Source organism: Psychrobacter sp. Ps6 (assembly GCF_022129235.1).
Taxonomy (GTDB): domain Bacteria; phylum Pseudomonadota; class Gammaproteobacteria; order Pseudomonadales; family Moraxellaceae; genus Psychrobacter.
In genome coordinates this window covers 367,792-392,872 of record NZ_JADQAI010000002.1, presented here as the reverse complement: position 1 = coordinate 392,872, position 25,081 = coordinate 367,792, and the positions used below count along the sequence as shown (strand labels likewise).

The 25,081-nt window shown below is 44.0% G+C and carries 20 protein-coding genes; 4 read left to right on the top strand and 16 right to left on the bottom strand.

The window, feature by feature from the left end:
* The 3 genes from I3255_RS04305 to I3255_RS04295 all read right to left on the bottom strand — a co-directional run.
* Positions 1–862 (bottom strand): biotin/lipoyl-binding protein (locus I3255_RS04305; RefSeq protein WP_238037207.1); only part of this gene is annotated, 862 nt, incomplete at its 3' end.
* Positions 863–864: 2 nt separating this feature from the next.
* Positions 865–3,189: a type I secretion system permease/ATPase gene (locus I3255_RS04300; RefSeq protein ID WP_238037204.1), complete on the bottom strand. Its 2,325-nt coding sequence runs from the start codon at positions 3,187–3,189 to the stop codon at positions 865–867.
* Between the two features lie 74 nt (positions 3,190–3,263).
* The gene (locus I3255_RS04295; protein ID WP_238037201.1) at positions 3,264–4,751 is read right to left on the bottom strand and encodes a TolC family protein; all 1,488 of its coding nucleotides are present in this window, start codon (positions 4,749–4,751) and stop codon (positions 3,264–3,266) included.
* A 463-nt stretch (positions 4,752–5,214) separates the two neighbouring features.
* On the opposite strand from I3255_RS04295, the gene I3255_RS04290 reads away from it, so the two are divergent.
* Positions 5,215–5,526, top strand: coding sequence for a DUF1244 domain-containing protein (locus tag I3255_RS04290; RefSeq protein ID WP_102090353.1), 312 nt, complete (start codon positions 5,215–5,217; stop codon positions 5,524–5,526).
* Between the two features lie 75 nt (positions 5,527–5,601).
* On the opposite strand, the gene I3255_RS04285 is transcribed toward I3255_RS04290, so the two are convergent.
* The 6 genes from I3255_RS04285 to I3255_RS04260 all read right to left on the bottom strand — a co-directional run bounded on the left by I3255_RS04285 (position 5,602) and on the right by I3255_RS04260 (position 12,978).
* Positions 5,602–6,045, bottom strand: a complete 444-nt coding sequence (locus I3255_RS04285) for an SRPBCC family protein (RefSeq protein ID WP_238037199.1) — start codon at positions 6,043–6,045, stop codon at positions 5,602–5,604.
* Between the two features lie 127 nt (positions 6,046–6,172).
* Complete coding sequence (locus I3255_RS04280; RefSeq protein WP_238037196.1) at positions 6,173–6,877, bottom strand: hypothetical protein; 705 nt, start codon at positions 6,875–6,877, stop codon at positions 6,173–6,175.
* 301 nt (positions 6,878–7,178) lie between these two features.
* Positions 7,179–8,303: a CaiB/BaiF CoA-transferase family protein gene (locus I3255_RS04275; RefSeq protein ID WP_238037194.1), complete on the bottom strand. Its 1,125-nt coding sequence runs from the start codon at positions 8,301–8,303 to the stop codon at positions 7,179–7,181.
* Positions 8,296–10,485, bottom strand: coding sequence for a 3-hydroxyacyl-CoA dehydrogenase NAD-binding domain-containing protein (locus tag I3255_RS04270; RefSeq protein ID WP_238037192.1), 2,190 nt, complete (start codon positions 10,483–10,485; stop codon positions 8,296–8,298). Before I3255_RS04270 ends, I3255_RS04275 begins: the two co-directional genes overlap by 8 nt.
* A 70-nt stretch (positions 10,486–10,555) precedes the next feature.
* Positions 10,556–11,764 carry an acetyl-CoA C-acetyltransferase gene (locus I3255_RS04265; protein ID WP_238037190.1) on the bottom strand — a complete coding sequence of 403 codons (1,209 nt, stop codon included), beginning with the start codon at positions 11,762–11,764 and terminating at the stop codon, positions 10,556–10,558.
* A gap of 62 nt (positions 11,765–11,826) precedes the next feature.
* The gene (locus tag I3255_RS04260; protein WP_238037189.1) at positions 11,827–12,978 is read right to left on the bottom strand and encodes an acyl-CoA dehydrogenase family protein; all 1,152 of its coding nucleotides are present in this window, start codon (positions 12,976–12,978) and stop codon (positions 11,827–11,829) included.
* Positions 12,979–13,250: 272 nt separating this feature from the next.
* Between I3255_RS04260 and I3255_RS04255 the strand changes: the two genes are divergently transcribed.
* Entirely contained in the window at positions 13,251–13,889 is a 639-nt protein-coding gene (locus I3255_RS04255) for a TetR/AcrR family transcriptional regulator (RefSeq protein WP_238037187.1), read from the top strand.
* Between the two features lie 178 nt (positions 13,890–14,067).
* Here I3255_RS04255 and I3255_RS04250 read toward each other — a convergent pair whose 3' ends face one another.
* Complete coding sequence (locus I3255_RS04250; protein WP_238037184.1) at positions 14,068–14,703, bottom strand: hypothetical protein; 636 nt, start codon at positions 14,701–14,703, stop codon at positions 14,068–14,070.
* Between the two features lie 708 nt (positions 14,704–15,411).
* Between I3255_RS04250 and I3255_RS04245 the strand changes: the two genes are divergently transcribed.
* Together I3255_RS04245 and I3255_RS04240 are read left to right on the top strand one after the other, a co-directional pair.
* On the top strand, positions 15,412–16,611 hold the full coding sequence (locus tag I3255_RS04245) for a sugar transporter (RefSeq protein ID WP_269117260.1): 1,200 nt from the start codon (positions 15,412–15,414) through the stop codon (positions 16,609–16,611).
* A 251-nt stretch (positions 16,612–16,862) separates the two neighbouring features.
* Positions 16,863–18,761: an autotransporter domain-containing protein gene (locus I3255_RS04240; RefSeq protein ID WP_238037181.1), complete on the top strand. Its 1,899-nt coding sequence runs from the start codon at positions 16,863–16,865 to the stop codon at positions 18,759–18,761.
* Positions 18,762–18,912: 151 nt separating this feature from the next.
* Here I3255_RS04240 and arfB read toward each other — a convergent pair whose 3' ends face one another.
* The 6 genes from arfB to I3255_RS04210 all read right to left on the bottom strand — a co-directional run bounded on the left by arfB (position 18,913) and on the right by I3255_RS04210 (position 24,891).
* Positions 18,913–19,326: an alternative ribosome rescue aminoacyl-tRNA hydrolase ArfB gene (gene arfB, locus I3255_RS04235; protein ID WP_238037179.1), complete on the bottom strand. Its 414-nt coding sequence runs from the start codon at positions 19,324–19,326 to the stop codon at positions 18,913–18,915.
* A 76-nt stretch (positions 19,327–19,402) separates the two neighbouring features.
* The gene (locus tag I3255_RS04230) at positions 19,403–20,257 is read right to left on the bottom strand and encodes a CoA ester lyase (protein WP_238037176.1); all 855 of its coding nucleotides are present in this window, start codon (positions 20,255–20,257) and stop codon (positions 19,403–19,405) included.
* A gap of 204 nt (positions 20,258–20,461) precedes the next feature.
* Positions 20,462–21,223: an SDR family oxidoreductase gene (locus tag I3255_RS04225; protein ID WP_238037173.1), complete on the bottom strand. Its 762-nt coding sequence runs from the start codon at positions 21,221–21,223 to the stop codon at positions 20,462–20,464.
* Positions 21,224–21,269: 46 nt separating this feature from the next.
* Positions 21,270–22,052, bottom strand: a complete 783-nt coding sequence (locus I3255_RS04220) for an SDR family NAD(P)-dependent oxidoreductase (RefSeq protein ID WP_238037170.1) — start codon at positions 22,050–22,052, stop codon at positions 21,270–21,272.
* Between the two features lie 3 nt (positions 22,053–22,055).
* Positions 22,056–23,063: an NADP-dependent oxidoreductase gene (locus tag I3255_RS04215; RefSeq protein ID WP_238037167.1), complete on the bottom strand. Its 1,008-nt coding sequence runs from the start codon at positions 23,061–23,063 to the stop codon at positions 22,056–22,058.
* 22 nt (positions 23,064–23,085) lie between these two features.
* Positions 23,086–24,891, bottom strand: coding sequence for an acyl-CoA dehydrogenase (locus I3255_RS04210; protein WP_238037165.1), 1,806 nt, complete (start codon positions 24,889–24,891; stop codon positions 23,086–23,088).
* Positions 24,892–25,081 lie beyond the last annotated feature (190 nt).

The window sequence follows — 25,081 nt, the reverse complement described above, 5'->3', positions numbered from 1 at the left end:
CATAGGCAATATCAGCAGGACTGATCTTAGCATCGATGACTAAGTCACTACTCGTCGGCAAGATCTGCATGATAATCTCCCCTGGTTTGACTACACCGCCAATAGTGGTCACGTTAATATTTTTGACTTTACCGTCTGTTGGAGCCATCAAACGCTTCTCCTCTAGCACTTGCGCCCGATCTCGTAACTGCTCAAGTTCTGTATCCAGCTCCTCTTGAGCTTTCGTCATTTCCGCCTGTGCTTCTTCAAAGTACTTATTGCGCTTATTGTTGATTTGCGCTTCGATATCAGCGACCTGCCGACTCAGCTTGATAACATCGGCCTGACTAACATCGCCATATTCGAGTAATGGCTCATTCATGCGTAGCTCTTGACGAGCTAATACCAGCATTTTTTCAAGAGAAGAGACTTCTTCATTGATAGCTTGACGACGTCTGTTGTATAGCTCTCTTTGGTTTTGTACATATTCAGGATATTGTTGCACCCCTTCAGGAAATACTAATGGCTTCTCAAAAATCTCAGCATTTAACCTCGCCAGCTTAGCAGTCAAAGCAGCTGTTTTTGACGCGGAATTGTCCAAGGCTGCCTTAGCGCGCTCTTCTTCCAAAACGACCAATAACTGGCCTGCCTTAACATCTTCACCCTCTGTGACAGCTAACTCAGTTAGCACGCCACCTTCTGATGCTTGAATCTCCTGCGTTCGTGCACTTGCAATCACGGTTGCGGTGGCACGGGTAACCTGATCAATCTTGGCAAATGATGCCCAGACAATCAAAGTGACAATTCCGATTAATGCTATCCAAATACTCAATCTTGAACGATTAACCTTAGGCTTGGTGGGTGTGTACTTATACTCTGACATGCCTACTTCCCTTGATCGTCTGTTGAATGTTTAGCACTGATGGGTTTGACGCTGATGTTTCTTACTCTAGAAGTAGCAGGCTTATTTTTGTCAGCACCTTCTTTTGATGGTTGATTGGTTTTGTGAACGATTCTATCTTTTTGCTGTACGGTAGTTTTATTTTTTGCTTGATCGTTCTTTCTAAGCTCATCAAGTACAGCTTGTTTTGGACCATCGATAATAATACGCTGGTTATCCATAATGATCAGCCGATCTACCAAGTCTAGCAATGCTGTTTTATGGGTCGAAACAATGAATGTCTGCCCTTTCGTCAACTCCTGACGCAGCACTTGTAGGCAGCGCTGCTCTTGTCGGTTGTCCATGGAAGCTGTCGGCTCATCTAGCAAAAACACATCCGGCTTAGTTAGCAGCAAACGTGTAAATGCGACCAGTTGCTTTTGGCCACCTGATAGCCCTTTACCACCTTCACTAATCGGCAAATCAAGACCGCTTGAATGGCTCGATACTAAGTTGATGAGTCCGGTTCTATGTAAGGTTTCTTGCAAGACATCATCATTGGGCGCTGCCATACCAATCAAAAGGTTCTCACGCAAGGTCCCTTGGAATAATCGATGATCTTGCTGTAGATAACCCAAGCGCTCACTAAGTGTCTCACGACTGATTTGATGTATATCAAGTCCGTCTAACAACACGCGTCCTTCCGTTGGTGCGTATAATCCTGCTAATACTTTAAGCAAGGTAGATTTACCTGAACCAATAGGCCCAAGTATTGCTATACGCTCTCCTGGCTTAATCGATAGCTGTGGAATATTAATGGCGGGTTGATCGTTGTCTTTATAATTGAACGTTAGCCCATCGCACTGATACGCCCCTTTTATATGCGTAGGCGATAATGGATACGCAACGCCTTGGTTGTCTTGCTCCAATGCAAACAGACTCTCAATATTCATCTTAGCTGCTTTGGCATGAGCGTACTGCACCAGTAGGTTTGGTATCGACATAACGGGCGCGAGTACCCTACCACCTAATATCGAGCAGGCAATCAGTCCGCCCATTGTCATGTCACCCTGCATCACAACAAACGACCCCACTATCACGATACCAACGTAGCTTACTTGCTGCAACATCTGCGTGAAATACGTGAGATTGTCATTGGCATGCTTCATGTCCAAGTCATTTTTGATGGTGACATCCATCACATCTAGCCAACGCGAGAGAAATTTCCAACTGCCCGCCCCCGCCTTTATTGTCTCGACGCCTTCCACAGCTTCTACTAACAGACCTGTCTTATAATAAGAAGCAGTTGCACCCTCTGAAGCAATAGCATCAATGCGTTTGCGGGCAATTAGCCCCATCGTAATTGCAATGACTGCAGCTATTACTGGTACAACAGCCACTAAAGGCGAGCCAATAAAAGCCACTAAGCTGATAAAAATAATAGTCATTGGCAAATCGACTAAACCAAAAAGCGTACTCGCCGTAAAAAAGCTACGTACTTGCTCATAACCGCGTAACTGTGCCGCCATGGAGCCCACTGACCCTGGCATCTGATCAATACGTACCTTAAGTAGACGTTGGAACACTTCTCGAGACAGATATTGATCGAGACCGACCACCACTTTATCCATAATTCTTGAGCGAGAAAACTTCATAAACGCTTCAAACAAAATGACCAACAGCACGCCGCTTGCCAAAATGATAAGCGTGTACTCACTACGTGTTGGTATGACACGGTCATAAACTTGCATAGAAAATAGAGAAACGGCTAATGCCAGCATGTTAATCAGAAAAGTGGCGATAACGGCTTCAGCTAAAATACCTTTATAGTTGCCTAAATTAGACTTCAACAGATCAGAAAATGAGGCCTTTCTCTGCTTAATATGATCTTCTTTTAGACGAATACGCATGACCAAAGTTAATTCTTCGGCACGCGTATGTACCTGTTGGTTCGCTTGTCTAAAGTTCCAGCTTTTTTGCGGCGTTTGGCTGTCGATCACGCCCCAACCTAAATCCGTTCGATACGCTAATAAGGGCAAAAAAGCGGCATCAGGTTGCTCTAGTATTTCTGGTATATCGGTTATACCAATGCCTTGTAATACTGCAATGACTCCGCCTAAATCATGAATGCTTTGACCTTGCCTGTCCGATTGTTCACTATGACGTTTGATGACATCATGGAGCCGTATATTATCTACTGGATAGCCCTGCTGCCCAAGTAAGTGCTTGATAGCATCGATCAGCGTTTCGGTCAGATCGACCTGCTCTGTGTGCTGCAACTCATGGTGGTCGACAGACTGAGACGGTGTCTTTTGTAGTTGTGCACTCATATTAATCACTTATTCAATATTTTAGATAGTTACGTATACAAGATACTTTAGGCGCTTTTATATGACTGTCTTATTTAATTATTTTTCATACTCTCTTGCTCAATTATCGGCGTAATGCTGTAATCATCATTTAGCATGAGATACTCACCATTATTCAAACTTTGCTCTGCCGTCGCGGGCAGCTGAATATCGATATAGTCATCTTCTGCGGTGTTTGCTCCATAACCAAACTCGTTACTCATGTTGCTGCTGTCATCTTGTTTATTCAGCCACTGTTTGACCGAATTTGTGGGGTTAAACAATGTTACAGGCTGGCGATTATGAGAGAACTGCTGCCATTGCATAAGGCCAAAATCCACCTGTAATCGATAAAATGCGCCCAGCATTTCTGCCCGAGTTTGCACCAGCTGCACTTGATAATCGTTATGTTCACGAACCGCATTGAGAACTTCTAGCCATGACTTACGCCCAGCAATAAACTGCCGACGATACGAGCTGACCACTAGCTGTGCACCGGCGACGGCAGCGACCAATGACGTTTCTCTATCTTTTGCACTAACAAACTGCTGGTACTGTACTTGAATGTTCTCTATCACATTACGGCGGGCTGCTTCTTGATTCTGTATCAGGCTGCTGACCTGTGCTTGTGAGGCACGTGCTAATGCAAAATTGGAAAACCCAGCACCGGGTGCATAACTCAATCCTAATGAAAACTGGCCATCGTTTTCGTTATTTTCATGATAGTAAGCATGTTCGTACTGGGCATAAACGGTGGGATATTGAGCAGCTTTTTGCGATTCGACACCTTGCTTGGCAGATTCAATCTGGAAATGCTCTTTTACAACGGTAGGGTTATAAAAACCTGCTCGATCAAACGCCATTTTCTCAAAATCAACAGATTGCTGCTTGGCTTGATTTACCAGTACTTTGATATTCGGTATGCTCGTAGCACTCATTTGAGACAACGGCTGACCGATAATTTGCTCAAGCCGAGCAGTGGCAATACGTTGCTGCTCAGCGGCAGCTTGATAAGCTGTCTGCTCTTGTAAGATGCGGTTGGTCACAAGATCAAGCTCAATTCTAGCCGATACCCCTTGACCGACACGGCGCTGCATCATAGCTTCAAAATCACCTAGCTCCTTTAGATTATCAACATGGACCGCTTGTTTTGCGACAGCTTGAATGTAGCTCTGCCAAGCATCAATGGTCGTTTTGGCGACTAGATTTTGTTGCTCGTAGATATATTCCACGGCAGCTTTATCATCAAATATGGCTTGATTGACATCTGCTGTGAGCTTGCCACCCGTCCATAGTGGCTGACGAAGGGTGACTTGTGAGACAAAATCATTGTCTCTGTCGTAACCTGAGCTCACGCTTGGTGTTGGCAACAGATTTAATTTGGCCGCAGTAATACCTTCAGTAGTTGCTTGTTGGCTCGCCCGAGCCGACCCTACCAAAGGATGCGTCTGAATTGCTTGCGCAACCAGATTATTGATTTGCAAATCTTCTACTGCTGCGTGGGAAGTCACTGTAAAACATATGCCAGTCGCTAAGGCGCTCATAAAATGACGGACTAAAACTCTACGAGTTAAATATTTTCGATTCGACAAATTTTTCATATGCATTTTCAGTGAATAATATGATGGATGTATTTTAATAGAGGGTTTATTTTTACTTATTACTCTATCCTGATTATACTGCAGGCTATTTTATTTTCATCAGTTATTTTCTTATAGCAGGCCTAGATTATCATAATAATGCTCTTCAATCTTAAAAGGTGACACATAATCTAAGGCACTATGCAAATAAAATATAGTCTTTGTTTTAGTACCCAAACTGTGTGCTACCTTAAAACCTCACAGATACAACTGATTACAACCTAGCTATTTTTAGAGTAGATAGAAATGAAGCGTGGTTTAATATTATGATGAAAAGGTTTTAAATTAGCGAACCTCTACTATAATGAGTTGACTGGTTAGTATTAACTAAATTTTAGATGATTCAATGACAATTAGGAAAAATATTATGGCAAAATTAGAATCAAACATCGAATTAGAAGCCGCGGCATTTCGTCGCTTACTCGCTCATTTGGACGAGCGTAAAGATGTACAAAATATCGAGCTGATGAACCTTGCTGACTTTTGTCGTAACTGTTTGTCTAAATGGTACAAAGCTGCTGGTGAAGAGCGTGGTATTGAAATCGACTACGAGGATGCGCGCGAGCTTGTTTATGGTATGCCTTACGCTGAGTGGAAAGAGAAGTATCAGCAAAAAGCAACACCAGAGCAGTTAGCACGTTTTAACGAAATTGAAGCTGCCAAGAACAAAACGAATTAAAACCAACTAATAGTGGCTCAAATAAAAGAGCCACCATTATATAATTATATCGAAGAAGACAATATTGCCGCTAGATTAGCGGCTTTCTATAGATTTGAGTATACTACTAAATCCTATGGTTCCTTTTTTCTGCATTTGACGATCAAATAGGCGACCAATTAATGGCAATGGTACAATCAATCGACCCTCGGATATCCAAGTCACGTGTGTGGTGCCATCGCCCAAGTCTTTTAAATCAATGACGCCTTTATCATGTCGCATTTTGATAGGTTTAGCTTTTTCGATTTGGTATTGCATATGAGTAGGACGCTCAAACGCTGTAATCCGCTCCCAAAACTTAACAGGTCCCGCTTGAATGCTACGTAAAGCGCCAACACCATTACGCTCCTCATTACCTTCAGCGACTAACTTAGCAACTCCCACCGCTTTAAATGAGCCATAACTGGCATGGTCGCTCAGTGCTTCAAATACCTCATCAATCGGTTTTTTGACAATGCGTTCTACTTTTATTTTGAACATAATATGATCTCGTTAGGATTAAAGTTATTTCGCTTACTACCATTTTAGAAACAAATAAAGCCGTCACACTTTAAAAACTTATGATCGTGAAGAACCTTGTCCTTTTGAAAGACGCTTACCATTAATACTATTCAACATCATCCAATAGCTTATTCAGCTCATCAACCATTGCGTCATCTATGATGCTGCCTTCAATATAACTTACGATTTCATCTACAGTCGTTAGATCCATGGCCGCAATGCCCAAGCTGGCTAGCTGCTCATTGATTGAGTCCAAGCTATCATTATCTTTGGAGTCATCCAACAACTCCTCTTCAAATCTACCTCTGACGAACCAATACATTTTTTCTAGCACGGTTTCTTTTTTGGTCAAAGTAGAATAGCCATCGCCATAAATGAACAGATTAAAATGATACGGTATTTCTACATCATTGATGAAGAAAGTACGCTGACACTCTAGTGTATATGCCTGAATTTCTTCGCCTTTAGTACTGTCGCCACTTTGAGTATCCTCATCATATTCAATAGCCTCCTCTACCAATTCGCCTAGCAACTGATAGCCGCCCACTTTGATTTTGTGATTATAAATAATACTCGAATCTGCAATTGCATCAAAAATAATGGCGCTGACATCTAAAGTATGATTATCAATATCATAAAATGCTTTTAGGGCAGGCAAAAATCCTGTCAGCTTTTCTTCTGGCACTTGAATGAGAAACTGCTGCTCATATATTTTAATCATATCTTCAGGCGCATAGGTATTGGCAGTGTCGTTCTCGTTTCGACCGATAGGCTGCAAAGGTAGGAAGTTATACGGGTTATGTTTGGTCATTCAAAACGGCCTTTTTGCTTGAGTTAAATTTATGAGATGTCTGTGTGGCTCAATCTTTAAGAGCCTTTAGGCGTGCTACTTTTTCAATACCACGGCGCTCTAGATTTTATGCACATATTGTCTCTTATTCAGGCAATTTTAGATAGACAGTTATAAATATACAAGTTCAATCACTGTAGTTTAAACAAGCAGTCTAAATAACACAGACTATAAAGACGATACTAGCTAGCAGCGGATTGGTATCGTCTTCAAGGGCTAATCCAACTTTCACTTTTCTCTATAACTATTGACATACTAATTATCACTTCACCTGCTGCCATCCTGAGGTTGCCTGATGTTCATCTTGATGCGCAAACAAAGGGTGAGCCTTGGCTTCCTGTAAACTTAGCACGGGAGTCACACAGACATCCGTTGCTGCAAATATACGTTGCCAATGCTCAAGCGTTTGACTGGCAAATTTTTCCGCTATTGTATTGGTCGCAGCTTCACTCTCAGGTCTATTGGGCATAATACCAAGTTGCCAGTGTATTTCTTTAAGCGACGGTAGCTCCAATACCTGACATAGCCCTTGCCAAAACTTCAGCTCCAAGGCACCAACCGCCATATAGCGCTGGTCAGCGGTTTGGTACAATCGATAGCATGGCAATGCACCGCCTAAAAAATCATGCTGCGGCAGTAGAGTGTCGTTTAAGCCATTTCCTGAAAGGCTATTAATCAGTTTGCCTGTGACCTTTGGCATGACCATATGGTTGTACAAACTGTGCGTCATGCTAATCGCAATATGTCGTCCTTTGCCGGTACGCTGCGCGGCAAATACCGCAGCCAACAGGGCTATCACTGCTGTATCGCTACCACCTGCCAAATCCGCAAACTGGATATTGGGCATAGCCTGCTCACCTTGCGCTGTTTTGAGCTGATCAAGCACACCGCTCATAGCCATAAAATTAATATCATGACCTGCTTTGTTGGCCCAGTCATGATTTACTTGAGAGCTGTTTTTTGAGTCGTCATTTTCTTCTGTGTAACTGCCTGCGACGCCATAGCCAGTAATAGACACCATTACTAGCTTTGGATTGATGGTATGCAAGGTTTTAGCATCTAGTCCCATTTCTACCAAGACACCTGGGCGAAAGCTATCTAGCATCACATCAGCTTCTTTAAGATGTGCTTTTATAGCTTCAATCGCTTTGGGATCATGGAAATTATATTTTTCGGTCGTCTTACCATGATTGAGAGCTGCGAAGAGCTCACCGAATACCCGAGCAGGATCACCTTGTTTGGGCTCGATTTTAATGACATTCGCGCCCAAATCCGCAAGCAGGCGCGTGGCAAAGGGTCCCGGTAGATTGCGAGTCAGATCGACCACTCGTAACCCTTGTAGACAGTCTCCCATTTGATCATGATTTGATAAATGCGCATCAATCATCGGAGAACGCCTCGCCTTTGGCTGTTATGTCTAGCAATATCTGAGCAGGCTCAAACCGTTCGCCGTATGTTGCCGCAAGCTCGCGACTACGTTTGATGAATTCATTGACGCCCATCGCATTGATAAACTGTAGCGTGCCCCCGTGCTGCGGGGCAAATCCCCAACCAAAGATAGACCCTATATTGGTATCGGCAACTGAGCGCACGACATTTTCCTCATAGCATTTGGCAGATTCATTGGCTTGAATAAACATCAAACGATCCACCAAATCTTGCTGCGATGGTTGCTCTGATTTTGGCGGATATAAACTTATCAGCTCAGGCCATAGATGCTTATTACCCTCTGTTGGATATTCATAGAATCCTTTGCCATTTTTCTTACCTTCTCGTCCATGCTCATTAACCAGCGTTTTTAGTATGTCATAAGAAGGGCGCACTACGATTGGTTTACCTTCGGCTGCCATATCTACCTGCTGTTGCTCGCTGACATGCAAAGCCAAGCTCAATGACACCTCATCTTGCAATGCTAAGGGCGGCATCGGCATACCTGTTTTTAGTCCGGCAACTTCGATGCTACGCGGATGCACACCCTCTCCTAGCATTGCGATACCCTCTGATACATAGGTGCCAAATACTCTGGAAGTATAAAAGCCGTGACTGTCATTGACGACGATAGGCGTTTTACCTATTTGTACAACATAGTCGAAAGCTTTGGCCAACGTTTCATCATCAGTTTGCTCGCCCATGATAATCTCAACCAGCGGCATCTTATCTACTGGCGAGAAAAAATGCAGACCGATAAACTGGTTTGGTCGTGTACTGGCTTTTGCTAGCCCAGTAATCGGTAGCGTTGAGGTATTGGACGCATAGACGGCCGTACTTGAAATCACTACTTCACTCTGCTGGGTACATTTGGCTTTGATTTCTCGGTTTTCAAATACCGCTTCGATGATGAGACCACAATCAGCTAAATCATCGTAAGAGACGGTTGGCGTGATACGTTTTAGGAGGGCTTGTTTTTTCTCTTCGGTAGCACGCTGGCGACTGATAGCTTTATCCAAAATATTGGCAGAATACGCTTTGCCTTTTTCAGCATTGGCAATCTCTGTGTCCAATAAAACGACATCTATCCCTGCCTTAGCAGTGACATAAGCGATGCCTGCGCCCATCATGCCAGCACCTAAAATACCGACTTTTTTGGTCTGCATACGCTCAAAGCCTTGAGGCCGAGACTGACCTTTTTTGATGCTATTCAGCTGAGTCCATAAGGTGTTAATCATATTCTTTGATTCAGTCGACATCACGCAAGCAGCAAAATAACGCGACTCAATTTCAAGCCCTGTATCAATGTCTACGAGGCACCCTTCAAACACACAAGACATAATATGAGTAATCGCTGGATAGTTGCCATGTGACTTTTGATTGGCCATGGCTGGTGCGATAGAAAATATAGGCACTACCTTTGGATGCTTACTATCGCCACCGGGAATTTTGAAACCTTTCTTATCCCATGGCTGCTGAGCGCTTGGATTATTTTGAATCCAGTCTTTTGCTTGCTTCAGCATGTCTGCTTTATCAGTGGCCGTTGCATCAATAAGTCCAATATCTTTTGCCGCCGCTGGTCGTAATTCTTTACCTTGCGTCATCAGCTCCAGTGCCACCTGAATACCGACCAATCGAGGCAAACGCTGAGTACCGCCGCCACCAGGTAGCAAACCCAACTTAACTTCAGGCAAACCTAGCTTGGTCTTGGGCGTGTCAATAGCGATACGATAATGACAGGCCAGTGCCAACTCCAAACCGCCACCTAGTGCGGTTCCTGTCATAGCAGCGACGACAGGTTTGCCTGATGTTTCAAGCTTACGCAAACTCCCTTTTAGTTCTTCGGTCAATGTAAATGCTTGCTCAGCTGTCACTATTTGGCTCAATTGGTCTATATCTGCGCCAACCACAAAGGTTTCTTTGGCCGATGTGAGAATTAAGCCTGTGGCTGCGTCATCATTGATGAAACTATCGACTATCGTGGCGAATGCCTCCGTAAAGCCATCACCGATGACATTCATTTTGCGTTTGCTTTGGTCAATTGTAACGGTGACGACACCCTCGTCATCACGCTGGGCGGAGAAGTTGTCTAGTGCGTTAATGGCTGTTACGCTATCTGCTGTCTGTTTATTTATCATCATTTTTATCCCTTAAATGATTCTTTATCTATTATTTTTTGTCTGCTTGTTTTCATTTCATTTGAAAAACAAGTTAAACACGCTCGATAATGGTGGCAATTCCCATACCACCGCCCACACATAGCGTAATCATAGCGGTCTTTAGGTCGCGTCGTTCTAATTCATCAAGGACTGTCGTCATGAGCATCGCGCCCGTTGCGCCAAGCGGATGACCCATAGCGATTGCGCCACCATTGACGTTGACGATATCAAGCGAGATTCCAAAATCATCAGCGGTATTCATCGGCACAGCAGCGAAGGCTTCATTAATCTCCCAAAGGTCTATGTCAGAGGCTTGCATACCCGCTTTATCGAGGGCTTTTTGGCAAGCTGGCGTTGGACCCGTCAGCATGATGGCAGGCTCTGAACCAATGACTGAGGCCATCGTGATTTTCGCACGTGGTTTTAGCCCTGCTTTTTGACCAGCCGCCGCGCTACCGACCAAACAAATGGCAGCGCCGTCGACAATGCCCGAAGAGTTGCCTGCATGATGCACGTGATTGATGCTTTCGATCGTGGTATATCGGTCTAATATCACACTATCAAAGCCCATTTTTCCCGGCATAACAAAAGAAGGTTTAAGACCCGCTAAAGTCTCGACATTGGTATTAGGACGGATGGTCTCATCTTTATCCAATAGCATCATGCCATTGATATCGGTGACAGGGACGACAGATTTGTCGTAATGGCCCTTCTCCCAAGCCTGTGCAGCGCGGCGATGCGACTCAGTGGCAAAGGCATCGACATCACTACGACTAAAGCCTTTGAGTGTTGCGATGGTATCCGCACCTACTCCTTGCGGTACGAAATGCGTTGCTTCATTGACTCGTGGATCCATGTACCAAGCACCGCCATCAGAGCCCATCGGTACACGGCTCATAGACTCAACGCCGCCTGCCACTACCATGTCTTCCATACCTGACATGATCTTGGCCGCAGCTAAATTGATAGATTCTAAACCAGAGGCACAAAATCGAGACAAGGTAAGACCAGCCACACTTTGTGCCCAACCAGCGTCAATCACGGCAATGCGGGCAATATCAGAGCCTTGCTCACCCACCGGTGTCACGCAGCCAAGCACCACATCATCGACCAAACTGGTATCCAAGTTGTGGCGCTGCTCCATCTCTTTTAACAAAGTGCGTGTCAGCCAAATCGGTGATGCCTGATACAACGAACCATCTTTTTTGCCTTTACCCCGTGGCGTACGGATCGCATCATAAATGTAAGCAGTCTCAGTCATAAAAAATCCTTTTTTTATCTTTTAAATAAACAATGATTATCGTAGTCTTATAATATAAGTGCCTACATAAAGCGTGACGCCAGCTCTTTCATAATCTCATTGGTGCCGCCATAGATTTTTTGCACGCGCGCATCAGCATATAAACGTGCGATAGGATACTCTGTCATATAGCCATAGCCACCAAACAGCTGCACGCATTCATCGATGACTTCGCACTGTTTTTCGGTGACCCAGTATTTGATCAATGAGGCATGGGGTACAGACAGTTTGCCATCTAACATCGCCTCTACTGCCGCATCACACATGGTACTGGCAGCAAGATAATCGGCATAGCACTCTGCCATCTTAAATCGCGTGTTTTGAAACTTCCAAATAGGTTTGCCAAAGGCTTCACGGCCCTTTACATAATCTAGTGTTAGGTTAATCGCCAACTTCATCGAGCCAACCCCTGATAGCGCAATGATTAAACGCTCACGTGGCAATTCCTGCATCATCTGTATAAAGCCCATACCTTCTATCGTGCCCAGCAGGTTGGTTTGTGGTACACGGACATTGCTAAAGAATAGCTCTGAGGTATCCTGCGAGGTCAGACCAATCTTATCGAGGTTGCGTCCACGCTCAAACCCTTCTACTTTATCCGTTTCTATAATGATAAGTGAGACGCCTTGTGCGCCTTTTTCACGGTCTGTTTTACACGCTAACAAGATGAGATTGGCGTGCTGACCATTGGTGATAAAGGTCTTAGAACCATTAATGATGTAATCGTCACCATCCTTTACAGCATAAGTTTTGATGTTTTGTAAATCAGAGCCAGTGCCAGGCTCGGTCATGGCAATAGCGCCGATATATTCGCCCGTTGCCATTTTTGGTAGCCATGTTTGTTTTTGTTCTTCAGTACCATGGGCTAAAATATAAGGCGCGACAATACCTGAATGCACCATACCCCCAAATCCTGACTGATTGGCCTCAGTCTGTGCGTAGATAAGCGCGGCTTCGTGACCAAAATCACCACCACCGCCGCCATACTCGCTTGGTATTGCCGCACACAAAAACCCCATCTCGCCTGCCTCTTCCCACGCATCGCGATCAATCATGCCATTTTTGCGCCACTGCTCATCTTTAGGATCCCAAGATTGAAACATTTTTAAGGCACTGTCGTACACCATCTGGTGCTCTTCGGTCATCCAGTTTGGGGTAAATTTTTCGATACTCATGATGTCTATCCTTGACAATGTTGAATGAATAACAGCTATATCTAAACCATTTTTCAAATTATGGTAATTTATATTACCGTTATAGATATACGATAAATTCTTTGTATTTATTAATATACGAGTCTTATACTAGGCTACGAAAAACCACTTCGCAATTTATTAAATAAAAATGGTAATCTGAATTACTCATTAATTTAATAATGAGAACTAATCAGCAATTTATTCAATTGGTAGGACATATCAAACAGCCAATACTTTAAGAAGCGATAAATATGAAAGCCTTTAGTCAGTCAGATAGCCTCACGCAAACTCGATCTTTAGCGCCCCTATCCGATATGCGGCCCGCAACTTTGGATAAAATTGAGCAAGCTGTTCGTAAAGTCTTTGCAGGATTTGATGCGAATGAGGTGACGATGGCGCAGATTGCAAAGTCTGCAAACGTTTCCTTGCAAACGCTCTACAAATACTTCGGGGACAAGCAAACGCTGTTTTATACCATTATGGATATCGTACTCGGCAGATTAGCCGCTCGTATTATGGATCATCTGCAAGGGATTGATAGCGTACAAGATCGTCTACGTAAAACGCTGTGGGTGTGCTTTGATTTTGTCGACTCGCATCCAGATGCGGTGATGGTGCTGTCTTCTGTCTCGGCCTCACGGATACGTAATATCGCAATCTATGAAAACAAAGAGTTAATTGGCGCGTTTTTAGCGGTATTAGAAGATGGGCAAACTCGTGGGGTGCTCAATGACACTGTCCCACTGCATATACTCTTCGATGTGTTTATGGGGTTTATCAGTCGACTAGGCTTAATGCATACCATTCGCCAAACGGAAACACCGTTAAATGCAGAATTTGATGCGCTATTTGTGATCTTATGGCGTGCCATCTCTAGACCTGAAGCTTAAAGCTTAAAATTAATTTTGTAAAACTGACATTTAATAGTGTCTGATTCTTAGAAAAAACATCACGTAAAAAACCAAAAAGCCCCACGATAAAGTGAGGCTTTTTATACTTATTTTTCAGTCAATATGATTATTCAATCAATGTAATGAACGACTCATGCTATTTATACACTCAAAAAATTTAGATACTGCTAGATTTTGGTAATCCATACTCTGTATGGTCGACTATATGGTTGTTTTGTTCAATAGTCAGTCGATAGCCTTTGATGATACCGTCGTATGGCAAACTGCCCTCATACTGCTGATAATGCTCACAGATGCTGTCTTGAATTACTGATTCGCGCGTAGCATCGTCTAGTTTGGCAAAACCACTAGGTAAATGCACTTGGGCAAAACGTGAAGCCGCGCCACGAGACATCCAATTATCGGCACTCGTAAATGTGAAATCCACTTCTGCTCGTAAGCTATAGCTGGGTAGCGTATTAGGGTAATTTGCCAAGTCATTTTTGATCTGAGCAATATCTTCTGCGAATGGCTGATACGGTATCTCAAGCACGGCAAATAGTTTTGCTAAAAACTCATCAGCGGTAAAGTATTTGTCCATATAGCTGCTATCAAGTCCAAGATATCTATGCGACAGTACATGGCGCAAGCGGTCACAGGCAGGAATGGTATGCTTGATAGGATAACCCATGGCTCTGACAATATCTTTGGAACGTAGCTCAAGTGTGGCTATCTGATTGATCGCATATTGTGCTAAAAGATGGCGTGGGTGATAACGACGGGTATATTGAGATTGGTTGGCAATGTGGCTCATGATATTGAACACCTTAGACTCCTATAACTCCGACGAAAAAGGTTGATATACGCCCAAATAGGCAAAAAATCAGGCACAAATGAGGTTGTCGGAGTACAGGCTCATGCGCTTTACCAAGGTTATTTTATATCGTGCTGGAAGTTGCAAGGTTTATTACGCTGCCATGAGACGGTTGTCACGGACGGCGATAACAAAACTGTTAAACCCACGATAGTTCGTCCAACGATGATAGCACAACAGATAGTAGAAAATAAATACCGATATGTTTACTTATTTTTCAATGGTAAATGGTTGGGGTTTTAAATTAAAAGCACCTTATATTGAATTTTAATTCTCTTTATTTGTGCCGTATTTTTCATTGAATCTCTTTTTCTAAGCCTCTCATGCTGAGCTTTGAGTTAACAATCCTTATCAAAAAATATCTTTTACAATCGACTTTGGCTTGCTATCTTGCCTCGCGACGCTTGTATTCCAAGAATACCTGCCCCACTTTGACTTATCACCCGCTGTATTAGGGCGTGTCCCTATTTTAAAAATGGTGATGAAAATGATACAAATCGCAGGCAAACAAGGAAAATAGCTGGTTAATATTGAGATATTGACTAGCTATTTGACGCCGTTTGTCAAAGATTTAGCCATTTTTAGCCCATTTAGTGATAAACGTTTGAATTAGGGACACGCCCTAGCACCTGCTTTGTATTGGATTTTATGACACATAACATTGAGACGAGCGCAAACGCTCGCCGAACTCAGTATTTTCAAGTATTTTTGATGGGCGTTAGTGCCTTTATTATGAACACCACAGAATTTGTCCCTGTGGCATTGCTCAGTGATATCGCACAAGATTTCTCTATCACCACAGCAGAAACGGGCTGGATGTTGACGCTCTATGCTTGGATTGTGGCAGCGATGTCATTGCCGCTGATGCTATTGACCAGTCGATTTGAACGTAAGCGGCTGCTCTTGGGGCTTTTTGCCGTCTTTATTGCCAGTCATATACTATCTGTATTTGCATGGAGTTTTGACGTACTGCTCATTAGCCGAGTTGGGATTGCGCTGTCGCATGCGATATTTTGGTCCATCACAGCAGCAATCGCCATACGTGTGGCACCTGAAGGTAAAAAAGCCATGGCGCTAAGTGTGCTCGCAACTGGGACGTCGCTTGCGATGGTATTAGGTGTGCCGTTAGGACGCTTGGTTGGTCAGTGGTTTGGTTGGCGCGCGACATTTGGTGGCATTGGTGTGATTGCGCTTGTCGTCTTTATTTTGCAAGCAAGACTGTTGCCCACGCTACCCAGTATGTTTGAAGGATCTTTTAGGAAAATTCCAGAACTACTCAAAAACCCCTTACTGGTCTGCCTGTATTTGCTTATCTTGCTCGTCTTTACCGCACACTATACGGCCTACTCTTACATAGAACCATTCATGCGCCAAGTCGGCAACATTAGCGAAAATGCGGCTACTTTTGTATTACTTCTGTTTGGGGCGGCAGGCATTGTGGGCAGTGTGATATTCAGTCGTTGGGGTGATAGATATAACACCCAATTGATGCTGATATCTACGATATTAATACTCGTCTCTATGCTGACATTGCTGTTTGTCGTGACATCTGTATGGGCGCTTAGTGTTAGTGCACTGCTTTGGGGCGCGGCACTCATGCTGCTGATTATCTCAATGCAGGCAAAGGTCATCATGGTCGATGTCAATGCACAAGACATGCTGATGTCGATGTTCTCAGGTATTATTAATTTAGGTATTGGAACGGGCGCTTTGTTTGGTGGCTATGCAGTGACGCATATCTCGATATCAAGCGTGGGTTATGTCGGCGCAGCTATTGCGAGTATCGCTCTGCTCCTAATGTTATTTATGATTAGACGCTTCCCTGAGTTGAGTCGGCGACTTGGCTAAGTGCTATCTATCTATTGAGACCGATGCTTTGTAAATGATTGAAAGTAGTGATGTATGTAATGAAATGGTCATGTAATAGTACAGCCTTACAAGTCTTGCTAGACAAGGCTTGCTAGATTTCTTTCAAAAATACAAAAGTTGTAAAAATAAGACAATATTCTTTTGATGTTGTAATCAAAACGATTGCTAGCCTTCTAAAAAATAGTTACACTCGATTGACAATCTATTACATTAATGACAAGGAAGTCGCTATGCCTCGTAATACCGCTCGCCCCATAGTTGGTCATACTAATCTCAAAACTTTCACTAAAAGCATGCTTGCCATCAGCCTAGCTGTGGCTGGTATTTCTCACGCAAATGCTTATGACAGTGTCACCTTTTTTGGCGACAGTTTAACGGATGGCGGATATTTTAGCCCCCTCACTCAAGGTGCGTTTGGGCTTGAAGAGTCAGGTCAATTTACTACTAACCCTGATAATACATGGGCAACATCATTCGCTGAACAACTAGGTACTACTGCTGTCGCCAATACTTATGATGGTAGTCAGACGGGTAATAATTATGCAATTGGTGGTGCAAGAGCAGGCGTAGATGTCACTGCTTTTGGTATTCCAGTGGCTTCTGCCAATAGCCAAGTTAATAATTATATTGATAATAACCAAGTAGATCCTAATGGACTTTATGTCGTGTGGGCAGGTGCAAATGACTTGCTTGCGGCCGCTGAAAATCCTGCTAATGCCCAAGCTACGATACTTGGCGCAGTAGCGAGCCAGACTAAAACAATTAATACACTAAAAGACAATGGCGCAAACTACATTTTAGTACCTAATATTCCTGATATCGGTCTGACGCCTAGGTTTGTCCCAGACCCTAACCTAGAAGGTCAAGATCTTATTGAGGCTTTGGCAGCGCAAAGAGCAGCAAATGGTGCCGCCAGTTTATATAATCAATTTATGCTTAGTGGCGTAGCAAATACTGGTGCTAATATCATACCGCTAGATATGTTTAGCTTGACGCAAGAGATTATTTCGTCTCCTGCTCAATATGGTTTTACTAATGTCACCGATGAAGCTTGTGGTGACAACAATAGCTCTCTGACTTGTGGACGTGACACTCTTGTAGAAACAGATGCCAACGAAAACTACTTTTTCGCTGATAGCATTCATCCAACAGGTACTACCCACCAACTGATCGCCGACTATGCAAATGCTGTTGTCACTGCCCCCAGCCTAATCGGTGTACTACCTCATATTGCAACGACAACCGGACTTGCAACCAATGAGCGCTTACAGTCACACGTCAACCAAATCCAAAGCAGTGAGCAAAAACCTGCTCGTACACTATGGGCTGTCGGTGAAGTCGCCGATCAAGACATTGCAGGTTTTGATGGTGATAATAATACCCAAGTATTGCTTGGTGTAGATTTTGCTCATCCTAATTCAGTTAATGCCGTGACAGGCTTATACGGTAACATCACTCAAAAAGACTTTGAAAACTCAGATGTCGGCACAGGTTTGAGTGATATTGATTTGGGAGAAGTTGGTTTTGGTGTCTATCATAGCAACAAGTTTGGTGGTTTACAGATAAATGGTGCTGCAGGATTTGGCAACATGGATGTCGATGTCACACGTGCTGTCACACTTGGTAGCAACCAACAACAGTTCAAGTCAAATGCTGATGGTAAACGTTATTATGCCAATCTGCAGGCAGGCTACCCATTGCAGGTAAGTAATATTGCCGTCACACCTTATATCGGTGCAACGGCGAGCCGCGTAAAAATTGACGGACTCAAAGAAAAAGAGATGTCTGGCGTTGCCATGCAGTTCGATGAGCAGAAGTACTCTACGACATACGGCAAGATTGGTCTCAAAGCCAATCATACCTTGATGGAGAACCTCAACTTATTTGGTGATATTCATTATCAAAAGCAGCTGAGTGACAATCGTGAAGCGGTAACAGCAAGCTTGAATACGCTATCTAACATTAGTTTTGAGACACCTATGATTGAAACTGATGATGATAACGTTGCCATGACACTTGGAGTGTCTAGAAGCTTTGGTCTATTGAACGCTAATGCTGGTGTCACCCATTCACAAGGTGATGACGATGACTCAACCAGCCTATTTATTGGACTTAATGGCGCATTCTAAATAACTATTTAATCTAGCATGATGGTATAGGTGGTAATTTCTCGCCTATACCACTATAAATTCAAAAACCGCCATAACCTACGATGGCTTTTGCTCTATAGCTGTTCTGTCGCAAAACCTCTCAATGACAAAATCTAGTATCACAAACTCTCTAAAAATCCACTTTACCGCGTAAAGCTTTGGTTTTGCCGCGCTGGGTTTTTTGATCTACCCGTTTGCGTTTGGCATTCCGACTTGGTTTGGTGGGCCGTCTGGTTTTGTTAACATGCGTGGCTTTGTTGATAAAGCTTTGCAGTCGCTCAAGCGCATCTATTTTATTGCGCTCTTGCGTACGAAACTGCTGTGCTTTAATGATAAGCACGCCTTCTTTGGTGATTCGGCTGTCTTTACTGTCTAGCAATCGCTGTTTGTATTCATCGCTTAGGCTTGAGGTGTGAATATTAAAACGTAGATGAATGGCAGAGGAGACTTTATTGACATTCTGCCCGCCTGCGCCTTGTGCGCGTATGGCGCTGATCTCTACCTCATTATCATCGAGGCTAATACGGTTATTGATAAAAATCATAATGTGCTTTTATATACGAGTAGATATGGCTCATGATAAAGCATTATAGATTTGTCTGCTACTTTGCTAATAACCGCTACCTGTCCAATAGTTGAAGGCTGCGCGCAATCACTGGCGCATCGACCATCTCGCCATCTATTTCAAATACTGCCTGCCCGCTTTTCTCATACTCTTTTATCACCCGCGTTGCAAACGCAAATTCACGGTCTGTTGGCTGCAAATGTTGCTGCACAGTGGCAACTTGCTTAGGATGAATACATAACATCCCTGCCATACCCATCTGAGACCATAGCTGTACTCGGTTGCTCAACCCTGACTCATCTTTAAAATCAGGATAAATCGTATCAATCGGTGGTGATAACTGGTGTACTTTTGAGGTCAAAATAAGCTGATAGCGAATCTGATTGGCGATGATATCAGCAGCAGTGGTGCCAACTTGTACTTGCAAATCATTACACAGATCCAAAAACCCATAGCTAAATGCAGCCAGTCCGACTACTTTTGCCATACTATCGATTTGGTATAACCCAACAGTACTCTCGATCAACGCGATGACAGATAGGCCTGTCAGCTGATGTACGCTTTCAATATCAGCTACTTGCTCGGCCTTAGCCAATAACACACCAGCCAAGTTAGGCATTTTCTGGCAAAGCACGATGTCTTTGAAAAACTCCTCACTACCCGCTTGATTGATACGCAGCCAAATAGGCCGATAAGTTTGTTTCGCATTTTGCTCGTCGTAGTAGTTTTTTAACGCGTCTCGAGCCGCAGCTTTGTCTTGTTTGGCAACGGTATCTTCCAAATCTACGATGACGGCATCTGCGCCACTAGCAAAGGCTTTTTCTATCCTATCGATGCGAGTCGCTGGCACAAATAGCCATGTCTTATTATGCGAAATAATATTTGCTTTATGATTGGTCAATGAGTCCACGTTTGACTCCTTTTAATTATTTGAAGGTATTATGCCACGGTGTTGCCTATTTTTGCTTCGCACTAACAGTCCATTCAATGGCAAAGTACTCAGAATAGCTATGCAATTCATTAAAAATGAAATCAAAAAAACCGCACGAAATTTACTCTCATGCGGTTTTTAATAGTAACGCTTTTTTTTAACGTGTGTTCTCTAGCTTGCTCATTAAGCCAGCATACCACCATCAACCACGATAGTCGCGCCTGTGGTATAGCTTGATGCATCCGACACGAGATACAGCACCGTACCAGCCATTTCATCAGGCTCCGCCACGCGCCCTAACGGAATTGAGTGTAGCGCCATTTTCAAGACTTTATCATTGGTCGTTAGCGCCGAGGCAAACTTGGTATCTGTTAAGCCCGGCAATAGCGCGTTGACACGGATATTCAGTGGCCCACATTCTTTAGCAAAGGCTTTGGTCATACTAATGACCGCCGCTTTGGTAATTGAGTAAATACCTTGCTTGTCACCTGCTACTAAGCCGTTGACCGAAGCCGTATTTAGAATCACACCGCCGCCTTGTTCTTTCATCATTTTGCCAGCGGCCGTTGACATAAAGAAGTAACCACGAATATTTACTTCAACCGTTTTATCAAAAGCGGCTAAGTCTGTATCTAAAATATGACCATAATACGGGTTGGCTGCAGCGTTATTGACCAAGACATCAATTTGACCAAACTCACTTTTGATGTGTTCAAAAACCGCGTCAATTTGCTCCATATCTCCCACATGACAGGCAAAGGCGCTGGCTTTATGACCGTCAGCTTTAATGCTATCTGCTACTGCTTGGCAAGCATCAATCTTGCGGCTAGAGACAATCACGTGTGCCCCTCTTGAGGCCAATAAACGGGCAATAGACTCACCAATACCGCGACTGGCACCTGTCACTAGGGCAACCTTACCGGTTAAATCAAATAAATCCTTCATCGTTATTCCTTATATCTTTAAATATTCTATGACATTTTCGTCAAAATTATGCCAACATGCCACCATCTAAGGTAAATGCGTGACCATTCATAAAGCTGCTCTCGTCGCTAGCTAGCCATGCAATCGCGGCAGACACCTCATCCACCTCGCCCAAACGGCGTAACGGACTGGCCTTAACGGTTGCTTGCTGCGCGCGTTCGTTCATGGTTGCCATGGTATTACGCACCATTGGTGTATCAATAAAACTTGGACATACCGCGTTAAAACGAATATTGGCGCGGGCGTACTCGTGGGCTGCTGACTTAGTCAGACCCATTACACCATGCTTTGCTGCACTATAGGCTGAGATCATGGGCGCGGAACGTAGACCGGCAATAGATGCCACATTAATCACATGACCACCGCCATTCGGTATCATACAATTGACAGCAGCACGCATACAGTGCCAGACCCCTTTTAGGTTCACAGCGATATTTCGATCAAAGTCATCATCGCTTAGCTCATGCATGGGTGAAGGCTTGTGGTCGATACCTGCGTTGTTTACCACCACATCTATACCACCTAATGTCTCCATCGCGAAGTCAAACAATGCACGCACTTCATCACCGCTAGTCACATCTACCTTTCTAAAAGTGATGCTGTTACCTGCATCTCGGCCTTGCTGGGCAACAGACTCACCCATTTCTTCTGCCATGTCACCGATCACGACTTTTGCGCCGCGACTGGCCAATAGCAATGCGCTTGCGGCACCAATGCCTGATGCGCCACCAGTGATCAAAATACGCTTACCCGTTACATCTGATGCAATTCCGTTTGTATTCAGTGTCATGATTTATCCCTCTACCTTAAGTACTAGTTTGCCGAAGTTTTCACCGTTAAAGAGCATCATAAGCGTCTCAGGAAATGTCTCGATACCCTCAACGATATGATCTTTTACTTTGATATCACCTGACTGGATCCAGCCAGCAATCTCTTTCATCGCGATTGGATATTCTTTAATATTATCGAACACCACAATACCTTCCATACGAGCACGATTGACCAATAGCGATAAATAGTTCGATGGGCCTTTGACGGCTTCAGTGTTGTTGTATTGACTGATCGCACCGCAAATGACTATACGAGCTCGTAGATTAATCTGAGTAAGCACGTCATTTAAAATATCACCGCCAACGTTATCGAAATAGACATCAACGCCATTTGGACAGGTTTTCTTCAGTGCTTTTTTGACGTCTTCGTTTTTATAATCAATCGTCGCATCAAACCCAAGCTCATCGACTAAGAATTTGCATTTATCGCTACCACCTGCGATACCAACGACGCGGCAGCCTTTAATTTTGGCAATCTGACCGACCAAGCTACCAACCGCACCAGCAGCTCCTGATACCACTACCGTCTCGCCTGCTTTTGGCTGACCCGTTTTCAGCAGACCGAAATACCCTGTCATCCCCGGCATACCGAGTACGCCTAAGTAATAAGACAGCGGTGCTAGACTTGGATCAACTTTATGCAGACCAGTACCATCGCTGACCGCATATGACTGTACGCCATCGTGACCTGCGACATAATCACCTACTGCAAATTTCTCATGCTTACTTTCAATCACTTCACCCACCGTACCGGCGCGCATAACTTCGCCAATTTGTACTGGCGCGATATAAGATTTGGCATCGTTCAGCCAACCACGCATCGCAGGATCGATAGAGATATAATCAATTCTAATCAGTAATTGACCATCGGTAATAGTCGGTATTTCTTTCTCGGTATAATCCCAAGTTTCAGCACTTGGTTCGCCCACTGGTCTTGCTTTTAATCGCCACTGTTTATTTATCGTTGTCATTGCTCTTTCCTTAGAGTCGTCCTTAGAACCAGTCTGCTTGCATATCAGTGCAAACAGAATTGTTATTGTTTAAAATGGCAATATCCCGGTTGATTAATGGTAGTTCCCAATCGATGAAGTACTTCGCCGCTTGTATCTTTCCTTTATAGAAATTTTGCTTTTCCACATCTTGCGTTGTACTGAGTAGTTGTTCAGCTTTACTTGCTTGGCGAATCCAAATCCAGCTCAGCACAATTGAGGCAAAAATATTCATCAGCGCCTGCGCATTGCCCGTTAGCGTGATGGCCTCTTCTTTCTGCAACACTTTGCTCAAATGCACCAACACTTCATGCAAATGCCCCATATAAGGCGTTAATTTACCCGCGAGTGCAGCACTCTCAGGCGTGGTGATATTTTCTAAATCCTGCGTGATTTCACGCTTTAATATTTGAATACCAAGACCACCTTTTTGCCATAACTTACGGCATGACAAATCTAGTGCCTGTACGCCATTTGTGCCTTCATGAATGGGATTGAGACGATTGTCACGCCAAAACTGTTCGGCATGATATTCACGCGTATAACCAGCACCGCCCAATACTTGAATACCCAAATCATTGGCTTTTGGCCCATATTCAGACGGCCATGCTTTCAGTACGGGCGTCAGCAAATCCAATAGTTCAGTCAGCTCGTTCTTTAACGTTTCGTCTTCACAGGTGTTGATACGGTCAATTAGGTTTGAGCCATATAAGCACAAGGAGATACCACCTTCAGAATAGGCTTTTTGTGCCAATAGCATACGCTTTACATCACCATGCTGAATAATGGCAGTCGCATCATCTTCAGGCTTGTTTTTTGGTGCGATTCGACCTTGTGTACGGTCTTTGGCATAATCGAGCGAATACTGATAACCGCGATAGCCAATCATCGCCGCGCCAAATCCAACTGCAATACGTGCCTCGTTCATCATCTTGAACATATAACGCAGACCAAAATGCTCATCACCGATCAGGTAACCGTGACAATCGCCCGCGTCACCAAAGCTCAATGCCGTCGAGGTTGCCCCTCGATAGCCAAGTTTGTGAATCAGTCCTGTCAGGTGCACATCGTTGCGCTCGCCTACAGACATATCATCATTTAAACGGTACTTTGGCACCGCAAATAAAGAGATGCCTTTTACCCCACTAGGACCACCTGGAATCTTGGCCAATACTAGATGGACAATATTGTCAGACAGTTCATGATCCCCTGCTGAGATATAAATTTTACTGCCTTTGATGCGGTACGAGCCGTCCTCTTGCTTGACAGCGGTGGTTTTGATATCGGCAAGTGACGAGCCAGCGTGCGGCTCTGTCAGTGCCATGGTTCCAGTAAACTCACCTGTCAGCATACGCGGCATAAAGGCGGATTTGATATCATCACTGGCAAAGTGAGAAATGACATTGATGGCTGCTGTCGTCAAAAATGGATAGGCGGTCGTCGACGGGTTGGCTGCCATAAAATAGCCTGCCACCGCAGTCATGACCGTTTCAGGTAGCTGCATACCACCGTCTTCAAAACTGTAACGACCAGCGATAAAGCCCGACTCGCGAAACGCATCAAAAGCGACTTTGACATCGCTTATCATGCTGACCTTTTTACCATCGAACTGCGGTTCGTTCTTGTCTGCCAAGTGATTATGCGGTAGAAATAAATCCGTCGCGATCTTATTCGCGGTATCTAATACCGCATCAAAGGTCTCGCGGCTGTGCTCTGAGAACTTTGCGTGTTCGGTGAGGGTTTGTGTTCCTAGCACATCGTACAGCTGGAACGGTAACTCAAAGTCGTTGATAAGGGTGTCTGCGGCCATAGTCGTCTCTTTTAGTGAAGTTCAAATAGCGTCAATCATGAAAGTCCGTTTATGTGGCTACCATGTTCAATGATTTTATTTCTGATATTTACGGCATCATTGAAAAGGCAAAACAAAGGGGGTTAATACTTATCAATTGATATTAAGCTAATTTAGCGCTTTGCCGTATTGTCATTTATGACATAATCAT